The 16479-nt window shown below is 70.8% G+C and carries 14 protein-coding genes; 13 read left to right on the top strand and 1 reads right to left on the bottom strand.

The window, feature by feature from the left end:
• Positions 1-60: 60 nt before the first annotated feature.
• The 4 genes from DRV85_RS08105 to DRV85_RS08090 all read left to right on the top strand — a co-directional run bounded on the left by DRV85_RS08105 (position 61) and on the right by DRV85_RS08090 (position 3995).
• Positions 61-1152 (top strand): FAD-binding protein, encoded by a 1092-nt coding sequence (locus DRV85_RS08105; RefSeq protein ID WP_113289210.1) that lies wholly within the window; start codon positions 61-63, stop codon positions 1150-1152.
• A 2-nt stretch (positions 1153-1154) separates the two neighbouring features.
• A complete protein-coding gene (gene glcF / locus DRV85_RS08100; RefSeq protein WP_113288939.1) occupies positions 1155-2519 on the top strand; it encodes a glycolate oxidase subunit GlcF in 1365 nt (454 codons plus the stop codon).
• Between the two features lie 50 nt (positions 2520-2569).
• Positions 2570-3382, top strand: coding sequence for a trypsin-like serine peptidase (locus tag DRV85_RS08095; RefSeq protein ID WP_113288938.1), 813 nt, complete (start codon positions 2570-2572; stop codon positions 3380-3382).
• Between the two features lie 139 nt (positions 3383-3521).
• On the top strand, positions 3522-3995 hold the full coding sequence (locus DRV85_RS08090; RefSeq protein ID WP_113288937.1) for an Hsp20 family protein: 474 nt from the start codon (positions 3522-3524) through the stop codon (positions 3993-3995).
• Between the two features lie 67 nt (positions 3996-4062).
• On the opposite strand, the gene truB is transcribed toward DRV85_RS08090, so the two are convergent.
• Positions 4063-4968, bottom strand: a complete 906-nt coding sequence (truB, locus tag DRV85_RS08085) for a tRNA pseudouridine(55) synthase TruB (RefSeq protein ID WP_113288936.1) — start codon at positions 4966-4968, stop codon at positions 4063-4065.
• Positions 4969-5081: 113 nt separating this feature from the next.
• Here truB and DRV85_RS08080 point away from each other — a divergent pair, with 113 nt between their 5' ends.
• The 9 genes from DRV85_RS08080 to DRV85_RS08040 all read left to right on the top strand — a co-directional run bounded on the left by DRV85_RS08080 (position 5082) and on the right by DRV85_RS08040 (position 16457).
• Positions 5082-5729 (top strand): RluA family pseudouridine synthase, encoded by a 648-nt coding sequence (locus DRV85_RS08080; RefSeq protein WP_113288935.1) that lies wholly within the window; start codon positions 5082-5084, stop codon positions 5727-5729.
• 151 nt (positions 5730-5880) lie between these two features.
• Complete coding sequence (locus DRV85_RS08075) at positions 5881-7281, top strand: pyridoxal phosphate-dependent decarboxylase family protein (RefSeq protein ID WP_113288934.1); 1401 nt, start codon at positions 5881-5883, stop codon at positions 7279-7281.
• A gap of 4 nt (positions 7282-7285) precedes the next feature.
• The gene (locus DRV85_RS08070) at positions 7286-8056 is read left to right on the top strand and encodes an HpcH/HpaI aldolase family protein (RefSeq protein ID WP_113288933.1); all 771 of its coding nucleotides are present in this window, start codon (positions 7286-7288) and stop codon (positions 8054-8056) included.
• 3 nt (positions 8057-8059) lie between these two features.
• The gene (locus DRV85_RS08065) at positions 8060-9748 is read left to right on the top strand and encodes a tetratricopeptide repeat-containing sulfotransferase family protein (protein ID WP_113288932.1); all 1689 of its coding nucleotides are present in this window, start codon (positions 8060-8062) and stop codon (positions 9746-9748) included.
• Between the two features lie 88 nt (positions 9749-9836).
• On the top strand, positions 9837-11228 hold the full coding sequence (locus tag DRV85_RS08060; RefSeq protein WP_113288931.1) for an aminotransferase family protein: 1392 nt from the start codon (positions 9837-9839) through the stop codon (positions 11226-11228).
• Between the two features lie 147 nt (positions 11229-11375).
• On the top strand, positions 11376-14171 hold the full coding sequence (locus tag DRV85_RS08055; RefSeq protein WP_113288930.1) for a molybdopterin oxidoreductase family protein: 2796 nt from the start codon (positions 11376-11378) through the stop codon (positions 14169-14171).
• On the top strand, positions 14168-14839 hold the full coding sequence (locus DRV85_RS08050; RefSeq protein WP_113288929.1) for a class I SAM-dependent methyltransferase: 672 nt from the start codon (positions 14168-14170) through the stop codon (positions 14837-14839). The genes DRV85_RS08055 and DRV85_RS08050 overlap by 4 nt, the downstream gene beginning before the upstream one ends.
• Entirely contained in the window at positions 14836-15585 is a 750-nt protein-coding gene (locus tag DRV85_RS08045; protein ID WP_113288928.1) for a 4Fe-4S dicluster domain-containing protein, read from the top strand. The genes DRV85_RS08050 and DRV85_RS08045 overlap by 4 nt, the downstream gene beginning before the upstream one ends.
• On the top strand, positions 15585-16457 hold the full coding sequence (locus DRV85_RS08040; protein WP_113288927.1) for a dimethyl sulfoxide reductase anchor subunit family protein: 873 nt from the start codon (positions 15585-15587) through the stop codon (positions 16455-16457). The genes DRV85_RS08045 and DRV85_RS08040 overlap by 1 nt, the downstream gene beginning before the upstream one ends.
• Positions 16458-16479 lie beyond the last annotated feature (22 nt).

Raw genomic sequence — 16479 nt, 5'->3', positions numbered from 1 at the left:
CCTCGGCGGCTCTCGCCGCCTCACCCCCCGAGAGTATTTCCGGCAAGAGGAAGGACCATGATCGCGCCCGGAACGGAAGCGGAGCTCGCCGAGGCGGTGGCAGGCGCGACGGGGCCGCTCGCGATACGCGGCGGCGGCACGCGTGGCGCGGCGCCGGAAGGCGAGGTGCTTTCCGTGGCCGGACTGTCGGGTGTGCGTCTCTACGAGCCCGGCGCGCTCACGCTGGTCGCGGGGGCCGGCACCCCGCTGGCCGAGATCGACGCCCTGCTCGCGCGCGAGGGGCAGCGGCTGGCCTTCGAGCCGATGGATCACCGCGGACTGATGGGCACCGAGGGGGAGCCCACCATCGGCGGCGTCTTCGCGGCGAACGTGAGCGGCCCGCGCCGGATCGCGGTGGGGGCTGCGCGGGACTTCGCGCTCGGGCTGCGCTTCGTCGATGGCGCGGGGCACGTCGTCGCGAACGGCGGGCGGGTGATGAAGAACGTCACGGGCTACGACCTGGTGAAGCTCCTCTGCGGGAGCCGCGGGCGACTGGGCGTGCTGTCGGAGATCTCGCTCAAGGTGCTTCCGGCGCCGGAGACGTCAGGCATGCTCGTTCTGGAGGGGCTCGAGACCGGCCGCGCCGTCGCGGCGATGGCGGCGGCGCTCGGCTCGCCCTATGAGGTGACGGGTGCGGCGCATGATCCGGCCGCGGCCCGCACGCTTCTGCGGCTGGAAGGGTTCGAGTCGCAGGTGGGCTACCGGCTGGAGCGGCTGGCCGCGCAGCTCGCCGACTTCGGCACGCCGGAGGCGGTGCGCGACCCCGAAGAGGTCGCGCGCACGTGGGCCGCCGTGCGGGACGTCGAGGCGCTGCAGGAGGCCGGGGGCGCGATCTGGCGTGTGCATTGCCGGCCGAGCGTGGCGCCCGATCTCGTGGCGCGGGCCCGCGCGGAGGGCGCGCTGCTCGACTGGGGCGGGGGGCTGATCTGGCTGCGCGTGCCGGAAGGCACCGATCTGCGCGCGCGGCTGGGCCGCTTCGACGGCCATGCGACGCGGGTGCGGGGCGACGGGCCGGAGCCCGCCGCGCCGCCGGAAGCGCCGGCGGTGGCGGCGCTCGCCGAGGGGCTGCGCCGCCGATTCGACCCGCGCGGCATCTTCGACGCGGAGGGCTGAGCGTGCAGACGAATTTCACGGCAGAGCAGCTGCGCGATCCGGATGTCGCACGCTCGAACGAGGTGCTGCGCGCCTGCGTGCACTGCGGTTTCTGCACGGCGACCTGTCCGACCTATCAGGTTCTGGGCGACGAGCTCGATTCCCCGCGCGGGCGCATCTACCTGATGAAGGACATGCTGGAGCAGGAGCGGGTGCCGGACGACAAGACGGTGCTGCACATCGACCGCTGCCTCTCGTGCCTCGCCTGCATGACGACCTGCCCCTCGGGCGTGCATTACATGCACCTCGTCGATCACGGGCGCGCCTACATCGAAAAGCACTACCGCCGGCCGTGGCGCGACCGGGCGCTGCGCTGGCTGCTGGCGAAGGTGCTGCCCCACCCGGGGCGCTTCCGCCTCGCGCTCGTGGGGGCGAAGCTCGGGCGGCCCTTCCGGCGGCTGGTGCCGGATGCGCGGCTGCGCGCGATGCTCGACATGGCGCCGCGGCGCATCCCGCCGGTCAGCCGCAACGACGACCCCCAGGTGTTCCCTGCCAAGGGAGAGCGGCGGATGCGGGTGGCGCTGATGACCGGCTGCGCGCAGCGCGCGCTCAACACCGACATCAACGACGCCACCATCCGGCTGCTGACTCGGCTGGGCGCCGAGGTGGTGGTGGCCGAGGGCGCGGGCTGCTGCGGCGCGCTGACCCATCACATGGGCAAAACCGACGAAAGCCATGCGAGCGCCGCGCGCAACATCCGCGCCTGGATGCGGGAGAAGCGCGGCGCGGGCCTCGACGCCGTGGTCATAAACACCAGCGGATGCGGCACCACGGTGAAGGACTACGGGCACATGTTCCGCGCCACCGCCATGGCCGAGGACGCCGCAGAGGTCAGCCGCCTGGCGAAGGATGTGTCGGAGGTGCTGACCCTCCTGATGCGCGAGAGGGAAGAGGCGCCTTCGCGTCAGCCCGCCGCCGACCGGATCGCGGGGACGGACGACCGTCCGGCGCCCGGCCCGGCGCCGGGGGGACTGCGCGTCGCCTATCACGCGGCATGCTCGCTCCAGCACGGGCAGCAGATCAAGGCCGCGCCCAAGACCCTGCTCAAGCGCGCGGGCTTCGAGGTGGTGGAGCCGGCCGACAGCCATCTGTGCTGTGGCTCGGCGGGCACCTACAACCTGATGCAACCCGAGATCTCGGCCGAGCTGAAGGCGCGCAAGGTCGCCACGCTGGAAGCGAAGGCGCCGCAGGTGATCGCCACGGGCAACATCGGCTGCATGATGCAGATCGGCGCCGGCACGGAGGTTCCCGTCGTGCACACGGTGGAGCTTCTGGACTGGGCGACCGGCGGGCCGCGGCCCGCCGCGCTCGGCCCGGACATGCCCTAATTTCGCCCAACCCCGGCGCTAGGGCCGAAACGCAGCCGGAGGAGACGCCCATGCGCCTGATCGCCGCCCTCGCCCTTTCGCTCCTCGCCGCCAGCGGGGCGCTCGCGCAGAGCGCGCTCGAGACGCTCGACACAGGCGACAAGAGTCGCGGATGGGAGGCGGTGGGCCGGCTGGACTTCGCCGGCACGGGTTTCTGCACCGGCGCGCTGATCGCTCCCGATCTGGTCCTGACCGCGGCGCACTGCCTTTACGACAAGGCGAGCGGCGCACGGCTCGACCACCGCGAGATCACCTTTCTCGCCGGCTGGCGGAACGGACGGGCGGAAGCCTATCGCGCGATCCGCCGGGCCGTGGCGCATCCCAACTACGTCTTTCAGAGCGAAACCGGCCCGCTGCGGGTGCGCAACGACGTGGCTCTGCTGGAGCTCGCGCGGCCGATCCGCAACACGACCGTGATCCCCTTCACCACGGGCGCGCAGCCCGCCCCCGGCGCGCGGATCGGCGTCGTCTCCTATGCCCGTGACCGGGCCGAGGCGCCCTCGCTGCAGGAGGTCTGCGCGGTGCGTGCGCGGCAGTCAGGGGTGCTGGTGATGGACTGCGAGGTGGACTTCGGCTCGTCCGGCGCGCCGGTCTTCAGCTTCGGCCCGGACGGCCCGCAGATCGTCTCGGTGGTCAGCGCCAAGGCCGAGATGGCCGGCCGGAAGGTCGCGCTCGGCACCGATCTCGAGGCGCCGCTCGCGCTTCTCGAAGCAGAGCTCGCCGCGGGGCGGGGCCACGCGCCCGGCGAGGGCCCCGAAATCCGGCGGCTCCGCGTCGGCGAAAGCTCCAGCGACATGGGCGCCAAGTTCGTCACCGCCGAGTGATCCGCCCCGCATCTTGAAAGCCCTGCGCGGGGCTCCCAGATTTCCGACGCCACGGGGTGCCAGCACGGGCCCCGTGGCGCCGAACGTCCGTCCCGCGCGAGGGAGGGCACCAACAGGTATCGCTCCAAGGAGGATGACCATGCGAAGCTTCGATCTTGCTCCGCTCTACCGCGCCACCGTCGGCTTCGACCGGCTGGCCGACATGATGGACCGGGTGCTGGCCAACGACGTGAGCCAGCCCACCTATCCGCCCTACAACATCGAGAAGACCGACGAGGATCATTACCGCATCTCGATCGCGGTCGCCGGCTTCTCGGCCGACGATCTTTCCGTCGAGGTGAAGGAGAACCAGCTCGTCGTCTCGGCGCGCAAGGCCGAGGAGGACGAAGACCGCGTCTATCTGCACCGCGGCATCGCCACCCGCGCCTTCGAGCGGCGGTTCCACCTCGCCGACCATGTGCGCGTGACCGGCGCGAGCCATTCCGACGGCATGCTGCACATCGACCTCGAGCGAGAGATCCCCGAGGCGCTGAAACCGCGCCGAATCGCCATCACCAAGGCCGAGGACACCGCGGTCGAGAAGGACGTGGTCGATGCCGAAACGGTGAACTGAGCCGGACGGCCTCGACCGGCGAAAACCGCGCCCTCCCCGCCTCGGGGAGGGTTTTCTCGTTCAGGGTTCAGGCGTTGAAAACCCGGCTCGGGTGCAGGGTGCCGCCCCGGTAGCGGCCGACGGCGATGGCGCGCCCCTGGGCCTCGGCCCAGCACTCCTCGCCGTAGTCGATTCCGCTGGCGATGACCGTGGCGGGATTGCCGTTGCGCAGCCGCCCCACGCTTTCGGCCGGGGCGTGGGCGCGCGGCAGATCCTCCAGCCCCGCCTCGAGCGGAAGGAGCTTCGCGTCGAGCTCGGCCGTGCCTGCGAGCGCCTCGATCTGCTCCAGCGTGACGGCCTCCTCGACCGAGAAGGGCCCGGACCAGACCCGCCGCAACGCCGTGACATGGCCAAGACACCCCAGCGCCTCGCCGAGATCGCGCGCGACGGAGCGCACATAACCGCCCTTGCCGCAGACCATTTCGAGCTCGGCGTGGTCGCGGTCGGGCCGGTCGGCGAGGATCAGCGACTCCACCCAGAGCGGCCGCGCCTCCAGTTCCGCCGCCTGTCCGCCGCGCGCCAGCGCATAGGCGCGCTCGCCGGCGACGCGGACCGCCGAATAGGCAGGCGGCACCTGCATGATCTCGCCGACGAAGGCGCCCAGCGCGGCCTTGATCTCCGCGTCGGTCGGGCGGTGGTCGCTCTCGGCGATCACTGCGCCCTCGGCGTCGTCCGTCTCGGTCGCCTGCCCGAAGCGCACGGTGAAGACATAGGCCTTGAGCGCGTCGGTGACGTAGGGAACGGTTTTCGTCGCCTCGCCCAGCGCCACGGCCAGGACACCGGTGGCCTGCGGATCGAGGGTGCCGGCGTGCCCCGCCTTCTTCGCGTTCAGGGCGCGGCGCACGATGTTGACCACATCTGTCGAGCCGATCCCCGAAGGCTTGTCGATCACCAGCCAGCCGGAAATGTCGCGCCCCTTGCGCCGCCGTGCCATGCCTCGCCTCTCGTGATGCTTTCGGAAAGCCTGCGAGCTAGCGATTCGGCGCGTGAAGGTCAATCCGCCCGGACTGTGGACAGCGCCGCGCAACGTCCCTATCTCCGCGCGGCATGTCCCAGAGCTACACCCCTCCGCAGGATCCGTTGGCCATCCTCCACGCCGACCACGAGATCGTCGTGGTCGACAAGCCCGCCGGGCTGCTCTCGGTCCCCGGGCGCGGGGAACACTTGGCCGACTGCCTGCTCGCGCGGGTGCAGGCCGCCTTTCCCGAGGCGCTGCTGGTGCATCGGCTCGACAGGGACACCTCGGGGGTGATGGTCTTCGCGCTCACCCGCCCGGCGCAGCGCAACCTCGGGCTTCAGTTCGAGCGCCGCCGCGTGCGCAAGAGCTATGTCGCCCGCGTGCGCGGCGATCTGGCGGAAACGACCGGAGAGGTCGATCTGCCGCTCATCGTCGACTGGCCGAACCGGCCCAAGCAGAAGGTCTGCCACGAGACCGGCAAGCCGGCGCTGACCCGCTGGCGCGTGCAGCGCCGGAGCGAGGGCGAGACGCGCGTCAAGCTCATGCCGCTGACCGGGCGCAGCCATCAGCTCCGCGTGCACATGGCCGAGATCGGTCACCCCATCCTCGGCGATCCCTTCTACGCCGAAGGTCCGGCGCGCGCGCACCCGCGCCTGATGCTGCATTCCGAGGAACTGCGCCTGCACCACCCGGACGGCGGCGCCGGCGCCACCTTCCGGGCGCCGGCCCCGTTCTGACGTCGCTGCAAAGGGGCGCCGCGACGCACCGCGCCCTCGCCGCGTCTTTCAATGGTCCAAAAATACCCATGCGACACCTCACCCCGCGCCGCGCTTGACACCCCGGGCGCCCCCGGTCACCCCTTCACATGTTAACGAACGGGAGGGCGCGATGGACTGGGAGGAGTTTCCCCGCTGGGGCCGCAAGGTGGCGGACTGGTCGGCCGAGTATCACGGCACCCTGCGCGACCGGCCGGTGCGCGCCCCGCTCGAGCCCGGCGCCACGCTGCATGCCCTGCCCGAGGCACCGCCCGAGGCGCCCGAGCCGATGGAGGCCATCTGGGACGACTTCGAGCGCATCGTGATGCCCGGCATCACGCATTGGCAGCATCCGCGCTTCTTCGCCTATTTCAACTCCAACGCCGCGCCCGCCTCGGTTCTGGCGGAATACCTGGCCGCGACGATCGCGCCTCAGTGCATGCTCTGGCAGACCTCGCCCGCCGCGACCGAGATGGAGACGCGGATGATGGAGTGGCTGGCCGAGGCCGTGGGCCTGCCCGGCGACTTCCGCGGCGTGATCCAGGACAGCGCCAGTTCCGCCACGCTGGCCGCGGTGCTCACCATGCGCGAGCGCGCGCTGGGCTGGGCCGGCAACGCGCAGGGACTGCCCGGGCAGGCGCCGCTCCGGATCTACTGCTCGGCGGAGGTGCATTCCTCGATCGACCGGGCGATCTGGGTCGCCGGGATCGGGCAGGACAATCTGGTTAAGCTGCCTGTCCAGGGGGCACTGCGGGCGATGGACACCTACGCGCTCGAGCGCGCGATCGAGCAGGACAGGGCCGAGGGCATGCTGCCCGCGGGCATCGTCGCCTGTACCGGCGCGACCGGCATGGGCGCCTGCGACGATATCGCCGCGGTCTGCGAAGTGGCGCGCAAGCACGGGCTTTACGTGCACGTCGATGCCGCCTGGGCCGGCACCGCGATGCTCTGCCCCGAGTTCCGCACGCTCTGGGCCGGCGTGGACCAGGCCGACTCGGTCGTCTTCAACCCCCACAAGTGGATGGGCGCGCAGTTCGACTGCTCGGCCCATTTCCTGCGCGCGCCCGAGGATCTGACCCGCACGCTGGCGATCCAGCCCGAGTATCTCAAGACCCATGGCGCCGATGGCGTCGTGAACTACTCGGAATGGTCCATCCCGCTCGGCCGACGCTTCCGCGCGCTGAAGCTGTGGTTCCTGATCCGCCTCCACGGGCTCGCCGGCCTGCGCGAGATGCTGCGCAACCATGTCCGCTGGAGCCAGGATCTCTGCGAGCGGCTGCGCGCCGCGCCGGGCTTCGAGATCGTGACCGAGCCGGTGCTGTCGCTCTTCACCTTCCGCCTTGCGGGCGAGGACGCGGATGCCCGGACGCTCACCTTGCTGCAGCGGATCAACGACGACGGGCGCATCTACCTCACCCAGACGAAGATCGACGGGCAGCTTGTCATCCGCTTCCAGGCGGGGCAGTTCTGCGCCGAGGCGCGCGATTTCGACACCGCCTTCGAGACGATCACCGAGCTTGCCGAAGGGATCTGAGCCCATGCCTGCGCCGCACAACGCCTTCAAGGCCGCGCTCGCCCGCGGCGAGACCGTCTTCGGCTGCTGGCTGGGCTTCGCGCATCCCTACCCGGCCGAGATCGCGGGCCACGCGGGGTTCGACTGGCTGCTGATCGACGGCGAGCATGCGCCCAACGACCTGCCCACCATCGCCGCGCAGCTTCAGGTGCTCGAGCCGCTGCCGCCGCATGCGGTGGTGCGCTTGCCGATGGGCGAGGACTGGGCCATCAAGCAGGTGCTCGACGCGGGCGCGCAGACGCTTCTGATCCCGCTCGTCGAGTCGGCCGAACAGGCGCGGGCGCTGGTCCGCGCCACCCGCTATCCGCCCGAGGGCATTCGCGGCATGGGCGCGAGTTTCGCCCGCGCCTCGCGCTTTTCGGGAATCCCGGACTACGTCACGACGGCCAACGCCGAGATCTGCCTGCTCCTGCAGGTCGAGACACGCGCGGGCCTTGCCGCGCTCGACGACATTCTCGCCGTCGAGGGCGTGGACGGCGTCTTCATCGGGCCTGCGGATCTTTCGGCCGACATGGGCTACCCCGGCCGCGCCGACGCCCCAGAGGTGCAGGCCGCGATCGGGGACGCGCTCGAGCGCATCCGCGCGGCCGGCCGGGCACCCGGGATCCTGTCGTCCGATGATGCGGCGATCGCGCGATACCTCGACCACGGCGCGCAGTTCGTCGCCGTCGGCATCGACGTCACGATGCTCGCGGCGGCGCTGCGGAGCCGGGCCGCGCGCTGGACCTCCGGCTGAGCCATGCCCTCCGCCGCCGAGACGCTGCGCCGCGCCGCGAAGCTCGCGAAGGCGGGACGGACAAGCGAGGCGGCGGCGCTCTACCGCGAGGTGCTGGCGCGCTACCCCGCGAACCGGCGCGCGCAGGAGGGGCTGGCGGCGCTTGCGTCGGACGGCACGGCGCCGCCGGCGCTGCTCTCCGGCGTCGTGCAGATGGCGCAGGCGGGCCGGGTCGCCGAGGCGCGGCGCGACGCCGAAGCGCTCCAGCCGCTCTATCCCGGCGACCCCGCGCTGGCGGGTCTTCTCGGCGCGCTCTGCGTCGCCGCCGGGGAGCCGGCCGCGGCAGAGCCGCATTGCCGCCGCGCGCTCGCTGCCCGGCCCGGGGACGCGGACGCGGCCTACAACCTCGGCCTGGCCCTTCAGGCGCAGGACCGGCACGACGAGGCGGCGTCGGCCTATGAACAGGCGCTCGAGGCGAATCCCCGGCTCGCCGAGGCGTGGAACAATCTCGGCGCGCTGCATCGCGACCGGGGCCGTCACGCGGAGGCGGCGGCGGCTTTCGCACGCGCGGCGGCGCTTGCGCCGGACAACCTCGACGCCCGCGCCAATCTGGGCCTGTGCCAGCGCGAACTGGGCGAGGCTCAGGCCGCGAAGGAAACCTTCGCGGCGCTTCTGGCACGCGCGCCGGATCATGCGCCCGCGCGGCAGGATTTCGCGCAGCTGCACCGCTTCTCGGAGGGCGACCCGGAGCTCGTGGCCCTCGAGGCGCATCTCGCCCGGGCCGGGGAGAGTGCGGACCGCGAGCGGCTGCTCTTCGCGCTGGGCAAGGCGATGGACGACCTGGGCCGGCACGCCGAGGCGGCCGAGGCCTGGCGCGAGGCCAACGCCCGGCGCAAGGCCGCCCTGGGCCATGACGCCGCCGAGGACGCGGCGCTCTTCGCTCGCATCCGCGCCGTGTGGGACGCGCCGCCCGCGCCGCTCGACGCCGCACTCGCGAGACCCCGCCCGATCTTCGTGCTCGGCATGCCGCGCTCGGGCACCACGCTGGTCGAACAGATCCTCGCCGGCCATCCGCAGGTCGCCGCCTGCGGAGAACTGCCCCTGCTGACGGACGCAGCGGCGCCGCTTCTGGACCCGGAGCCGCCCGCGGCGCCCGGCCCCGACGCCCTGCGGCGCGTGCGCGAGACCTACCTCGCCGGGCTCGCGCCCTTGGCCGGAGACCGGCCCGTGGCGACAGACAAGATGCCGCTCAACTTTCGCTGGATCGGGGCGATCCTGACCGCGCTGCCCGAGGCCGCCGTGATCCACGTGCAGCGCGATCCCCGCGCCGTGGCCTTCTCGCTCTTCCGGCACCGCTTCGCCTCCGACGGGAACCGCTACGCCTACGACGCGGACGACATCCGGCGGTACCTGAGCCTCCACGACGCGCTGATGGCCTTCTGGGAGGCGCGTTTTCCGCAGCGGATTCACCGCCTGTCCTACAAGGGGCTCGTCGAGGATCAGGAGGCCGTGACCCGCCGCCTTCTCGCGGCCTGCGGGCTGCCGTGGCATTCCGCCTGCCTCGACTTCCACCGCACCGAGCGCGCGATCGCGACAGCGAGCGGCCAGCAAGTGCGGCGCGGCCTCTATCGCGGGTCCGACGGCGCGTGGCGTGCCTATGCACCGCATCTGCCACAGCTCTTCGAAGGGCTCGCGCCGGCTGACGCGCCGTGAAAGCTCTCGCGTCGGCGACGCCGAGCGGCTAGTGTCCGGTGCAGCGTATGATCCGCCGGGCGCGCCCGGCCAGCCGATGGAGGAGCGCATGGACGGCAACCGCCATGACAACGACATCTCCGCCGTGGTCGAGGCCGACCGCGCGCATGTCTGGCACCACCTGATCCAGCACAAGCCCTTCGAGACCGGCGCGCCGCGCATCATCGTCGAGGGGCGCGGCATGTCGGTCTGGGACCAGAACGGCAAGGAGCATCTCGACGCCGTCTCTGGCGGGGTCTGGACGGTCAACGTGGGCTACGGCCGCGAACGGATCGCCGACGCGGTGCGCGAGCAGCTCGTCAAGCTCAACTATTTCGCGGGCGCCGCGGGCACGATCCCCGGCGCGCGCTTCGCCGAGGCGCTGATCGACAAGATGCCGGGGCTTTCCCGCGTCTACTACTGCAACTCCGGCTCGGAAGCGAACGAGAAGGCCTTCAAGATGGTCCGCCAGATCGCGCAGAAGCGCTACGGCGGGAAAAAGCACAAGATCCTCTTCCGCGACCGGGACTATCACGGCACCACCATCGGCTGCCTCAGCGCGGGCGGGCAGGACGAACGCAACGCGCACTACGGCCCCTTCGCGCCGGGCTTCGTGCGGGTGCCGCACTGCCTCGAGTACCGCCGCCACGAACAGGAGGGCGCGCCGGAGGAGAACTACGGCCTCTGGGCCGCCGACCAGATCGAGGCGGTGATCCTGCGCGAGGGGCCGGACACCGTGGGCGCGCTCTGCCTCGAGCCGGTGACGGCGGGCGGTGGCGTGATTCCGCCCCCCTCGGGCTACTGGGAGCGCGTGCAGGAGATCTGCCGCAAGTACGACATCCTCCTGCACATCGACGAGGTGGTCTGCGGCGTGGGCCGCACGGGCAGCTGGTTCGGCTACCAGAACTACGGCGTGCAGCCCGACATGGTGACAATGGCCAAGGGTGTGGCGAGCGGATACGCCGCCATCGCCTGCCTCGTGACGACCGAAGAGGTCTTCTCCATGTTCAAGGAGGCGCCGGAGGATCCGCTCGACTACTTCCGCGACATCTCGACCTTCGGGGGCTGCACCGCGGGGCCGGCGGCCGCGCTCGAGAACATGGCGATCATCGAGGAAGAGGGCCTGCTGGCCAACACCCGCGCGATGGGCGACCGGCTGATGGAGCGGCTGGGCGAGCTGAAGGAGAAGCACGCGGTCGTGGGCGACGTGCGCGGATCGGGCCTCTTCTGCGGCGCGGAACTCGTGGCCGACCGCGAGACGAAGGCGCCGGTGGACGAGAAGCTGGCGCAGAAGGTGGTGGGCGAGTGCAACGCGGCCGGCGTCATCATCGGCGTCACCAACCGCTCGGTGCCGGGCCGGAACAACACGCTCTGCTTCTCGCCCGCGCTGATCGCCACCGCGGACGACATCGACCACATCGCGGCGACGGTGGACGCGGCGCTGACGAAGGTCTTCGGCTGAAGCTTCCGTGGCGGGCGCGGGACAATTCCCTTTCAAGGAAATTGAAGCCTTTTGAAAAAGGCTTCCCCGCGCCCGGCTCCGCGGTCTGGCCCCCTCGCATCCGATCGCGATCTGTCCTAGCTTCCGCGAAGCCGTGACGGAGACGCGATGACCCGGCCAGAGCCCGACCTGGATACCTCGCCGCGCATCTCCGACGAGGTGCGCAAAACGACCTGCTACATGTGCGCCTGCCGCTGCGGCATCGACGTGCACATGAAGGACGGGCGCGTCACCCATATCGAGGGCAACCGCGATCACCCCGTCAATCGCGGCGTACTCTGCGCCAAGGGCGCGGCGGGGATCATGCAGCACAGCTCGCCCGCGCGACTGAGAAAGCCGCTGCGCAGGGTCGGGCCGCGCGGGTCGGGCGAGTTCGAGGAGATCGACTGGGACGAGGCGCTTGAGACGGCCGTGTCCTGGCTGAAGCCGCTGCGCGAGGAGGCCCCGGAGAGGCTCGCCTTCTTCACCGGGCGCGACCAGTCCCAGAGCCTGACAAGCTGGTGGGCGCAGCAGTTCGGCACGCCCAATTACGCGGCCCACGGCGGCTTCTGCTCGGTCAACATGGCGGCGGCCGGCATCTACACGATGGGCGGCGCCTTCTGGGAGTTCGGGCAGCCCGACTGGGAGCGCACGAAGCTCTTCGTGCTCTTCGGCGTGGCGGAGGACCACGATTCGAACCCGATCAAGATGGGGCTCGGCCGGCTCAAGGAACGCGGCGCGCGGGTGGTGGGGGTGAACCCGATCCGCACGGGTTACAACGCCGTGGCCGACGACTGGATCGGGATCACGCCCGGCACCGACGGGCTGCTGATCCTGTCGCTGATCCACGAGCTGCTGCGCGCGGGCAGGATCGACCTCGACTATCTCGCGCGCTGGACCAACGCGCCGGTGCTTGTGAACTCCGACCCGAAGTCGGCCGAGCACGGCCTCTTCCTGCGCGACGACGACGGCAAGCCGCTGGTGCTGGACCGGCGCACGGGCAAGCCTGCGCCCTTCGATGCGCCGGGCGTGCAGCCGGACCTCGCGGGCACCTGGCGACGCGCGGGCCTCACCCACCGCCCGGTGATGCACCTGATCGCCGAGCAATACCTTGACCGCGCGTATGCGCCCGAGGCGGTGGCGGACCGCGTGGGCGTGTCCGCCGAGCGCATCCACGCGCTGGCCGCCGAGCTTGCGCGCGTGGCCTTCGACGAGGCGGAGGAAATCCCCTACCCTTGGGAGGACTTCCGCGGCGAGCGGCACGAGAGCGTCACGATGCGCCCGGTGAGCTTTCACGCCATGCGCGGCATCTCTGCCCATTCCAACGGCTTCCAGACAGCGCGCGCCCTGCACGTCCTTCAGATCCTGCTGGGCACGGTCGAGCGGCCCGGCGGCTTCCGCTTCAAGCCGCCCTACCCGAAGCCACCAGAGGCGCACCCGCGCCCGCACGCGAAATGTGAAAAGGGCCAGCCGCTGGGTGGCCCGCACCTGGGCTTTCCGCAGGGACCCGAGGATCTTGCGATCGACGACGACGGTCGGCCGCAGCGCATCGACAAGGCCTTCACCTGGGAGAACCCGCTCTCGGTGCACGGCCTCATGCACATGGTGATCTCGAACGCCCACGCGGGCGACCCCTACCGGATCGACACGCTGTTCATGTACATGGCGAACATGGCGTGGAACTCGTCGATGAACACGCGCGGCGTGATCGACATGCTGACCGACACCGACGAGAGCGGCGACTACGTCATCCCACGGATCATCTATTCGGATTCCTATGCGTCCGAAATGGTGGCCTATGCCGACCTGATCCTGCCCGACACCACCTATCTGGAGCGGCACGACTGCATCAGCCTTCTCGACCGCCCGATCTCGGAGGCGGACGCCGCGGCCGACGCGATCCGCTGGCCGGTGGTCGAGCCCGACCGCGACGTGCGCGGCTTCCAGTCCGTGCTGATCGACCTCGGCGCGCGGCTGGACCTGCCGGGCTTCGTGGATGATGACGGCGCGCCGAAATACGCCGATTATGCCGACTACATGGTGAATCACGAGCGCCGGGCGGGGGTCGGGCCGCTCGCCGGCTGGCGGACGGGTGAGCGTGGGCTGGTGCACGGACGCGGCGCGCCGAACGGCGGGCAACTGGACAACTACAAGGCCAACGGCGGCTTCTTCCTGGCCGAGATCCCGGACGAGGCGCGCTACATGCGGCCCTGGAGCCGCGCCTATCAGGACTGGGCAGTGGCGATGGGCTTCTACGACACGCCGCAGCCCTATCTCTTCCAGCTCTACGCTGAGCCCCTGCGCCGCTTCCAGCTTGCGGCCGAGGGCGTGGGCGACCGTCAGCCGCCAGAGCACCTGCGCGAGCGGATCAAGGCCACGCTCACGCCCCTGCCCACATGGTACCCGCCGCTGGGCGACGGGCACGCCGATCCGGTGGAATACCCGCTGCACGCGCTTACGCAACGGCCGATGGCGATGTATCACTCCTGGGGCTCGCAAAACGCCTGGCTGCGGCAGATCCACGGGGTCAACCCGCTCTACATGCATCCGGACCTGATGGCGCGGCACGGGCTCAGTGACGGCGACTGGGCGCGGGTGACGTCGGAGACGGGCGAGATCACGGTGCCGGTCGCGCCGATGGCGGCGCTCAACCCGAACACGGTCTGGACCTGGAACGCGATCGGCAAGCGCAAGGGCGCCTGGGCGCTCGACCGGAACGTACCGGAGGCGACGAAGGGGTTCCTGCTGAACCATCTTATCCATGAGCTGCTTCCCGCGCGCGGCGACGGGTTGCGCTGGGCCAACTCCGACCCGGTGACCGGGCAGGCCGCGTGGTTCGACCTGCGCGTCAAGATCGAGAAATCGAAGCCGCCGGGCGAGTCGCTGCCGGTCTTCGATCCGGTATTTGCACGAGGCCTGCCATGAAGAATTCCTATCTGAAGATGGCGATGCAGCTGCGCGGTCCCTTCGCCGCCGCAGCGCGCCAGCGGCGCATGGCCGAGTTCATACGCTTGATGCGGCTGAAGGGCGGAGAGCGGATCATCGACCTTGGCGGTGACCCCCGCTTCTGGGACGACTGCCCCACCCCGCTCGACATCACGGTGGTCAATCTGCCGGGTATCAACCCGCCCGAGGCGCCACCCTCGCACCACGCGATTACGCTTGTCGACGGGGATGCCTGCGCAGTGGACTTCGCCGCCGACATGAGTTTCGACATCGCCTTTTCCAACAGCGTCATCGAGCATGTGGGCGACGCGGACAAGCGCGCGGCCTTCGCCGGCGAGGTGCTGCGCCTCGCCCCTGCATGGTGGGTGCAGACACCGTCGATCTGGTTTCCGATCGAGGCGCATTGCCACATGCCGTTCTGGTGGTTCTATCCAGAACGCACCCGCGCTGCCTTCATCCGACGCTGGCACCGCGAGCTCCCGGCATGGACCGACATGGTCGCGACGACAACCATAGTCCGGCGATCCGAACTCGAGACACTCTTTCCCGACAGCACGATCTGGCGTGAGTGGAAGCTGGGCTTCCTGAAGAGCTACGTGACCTACAGACCGCCGGCGTCAGCCGACCAACCGCGCAAGGCCTCATGACCGATCTGCCTGAAACCACGGAGCGCAAGCTGGGGCTGGTGATCGACCTCGACACCTGCGTGGGCTGCCATGCCTGCGTGATCGCCTGCAAGGGCTGGAACGACGTCGCCTATGGCGCGCCGCTCTCCGATCAGGACCCCTACGGCGCGGACCCGTCAGGCACCTTCCTCAACCGCGTCCATTCCTACGAGGTCGCGCCCGAGGAAGGCCCGCCGCAGCTCGTCCATTTTCCGAAATCCTGCCTGCACTGCGAGGACGCGCCCTGCGTCACGGTCTGCCCGACCGGGGCCTCCTACAAGCGCGCGGAGGACGGGATCGTGCTGGTGGAGGAGGATGCCTGCATCGGCTGCGGCCTCTGCGCCTGGGCCTGCCCCTACGGCGCGCGCGAGATGGACATGGCCGAGGGCGTGATGAAGAAATGCACGCTCTGCGTGGACCGCATCTATAACGAGCATCTGGCACCAGAGGATCGCGAGCCCGCCTGCGTGCGGACCTGCCCCGCCGGGGCGCGGCACTTCGGCGATCTGGCCGACCCGGAGAGCGCCGTCTCGCGCCTCGTGGCCGAACGCGGCGGGATGGACCTCATGCCCGAGCAGGGCACCAGGCCCGTCAACAAGTACCTGCCGCCGCGCGAGCGCGACCGGATGCCTGCGGCCCCGGCGCTCGAGCCCGTGGCGCAGGAGCCACGCGGCTTTCTGGGCTGGCTCGACCGGACGCTGGACAGGCTGCCCGGAGGCCGCGGCTGATGCACCCGGCGCCGTCGCTGCTGATCTTCACCACGCTCTCCGGCGCCGGTCTCGGCTTTCTCTTCTTCCTCGGGCTCGGCATGCCCGCACCGACAGGTTGGGTCGCCTTCGGCTATTTCGCGCTGGCCTACGCCCTGGCGGCGGGGGGGCTTTCGGCCTCGGTCTTTCACCTCGGCCACCCGGAGCGCGCGCTGAAGGCCTTCACGCAGTGGCGCTCGAGCTGGCTGTCGCGCGAGGCCTGGGCGGCGGTGGCCACGCTGACGGTCATGGCGCTCTACGGCGCGGGGCTCGTGTTCTTCGGCACCCGGCTCGCGCCGCTGGGCTGGCTGGGCGCCGCGCTGGCGCTGGCCACGGTGGTCACCACCTCGATGATCTACACGCAGATGAAGGCGGTGCCACGCTGGCACACGCCGCTCACGCCGGCGCTCTTCCTGACGATCGCCCTCGCCGGTGGCGCGCTCTTCGCGGGCGAGAGCGGGGCCGCGCGCGTGCTGCTGATCGTGGCCCTGGTGCTGCAACTCGCATGGTGGGTCCGGGGCGACCGCCGCTTCGCCGAATCCGGCACCGACCTCGGCACCGCGACCGGGCTGGGCGACCGCGGCCGCGTGCACAGCTTCGAGCCGCCGCATACGGGGCCGAACTACCTGCTGCGCGAGATGGTCTTCGTCGTGGGTCGGCGGCACGCGATGCGGCTGCGCTTTGCGGCGGTCATCCTGATGGCGATCCTGCCGCTCGTGCTGCTCTTGCCCGCCTTCGGCAAGATCGGGGCGGCCCTGGCGGCGCTGGTGCATCTCTCGGGCGTCGCGGTATCGCGCTGGCTCTTCTTCGCCGAGGCCGAGCACGTCGTCGGGCTCTACTACGGCGCGCGCTGAGCGCTCATCGCGCCCTTGCGGG

This window comes from Rhodosalinus halophilus (assembly GCF_003298775.1).
In the GTDB taxonomy this organism is placed as follows: Bacteria; Pseudomonadota; Alphaproteobacteria; order Rhodobacterales; family Rhodobacteraceae; genus Rhodosalinus; species Rhodosalinus halophilus.
Note: the sequence above shows the minus strand (reverse complement) of the source record. Positions and strands in the feature narration are given on the sequence as shown.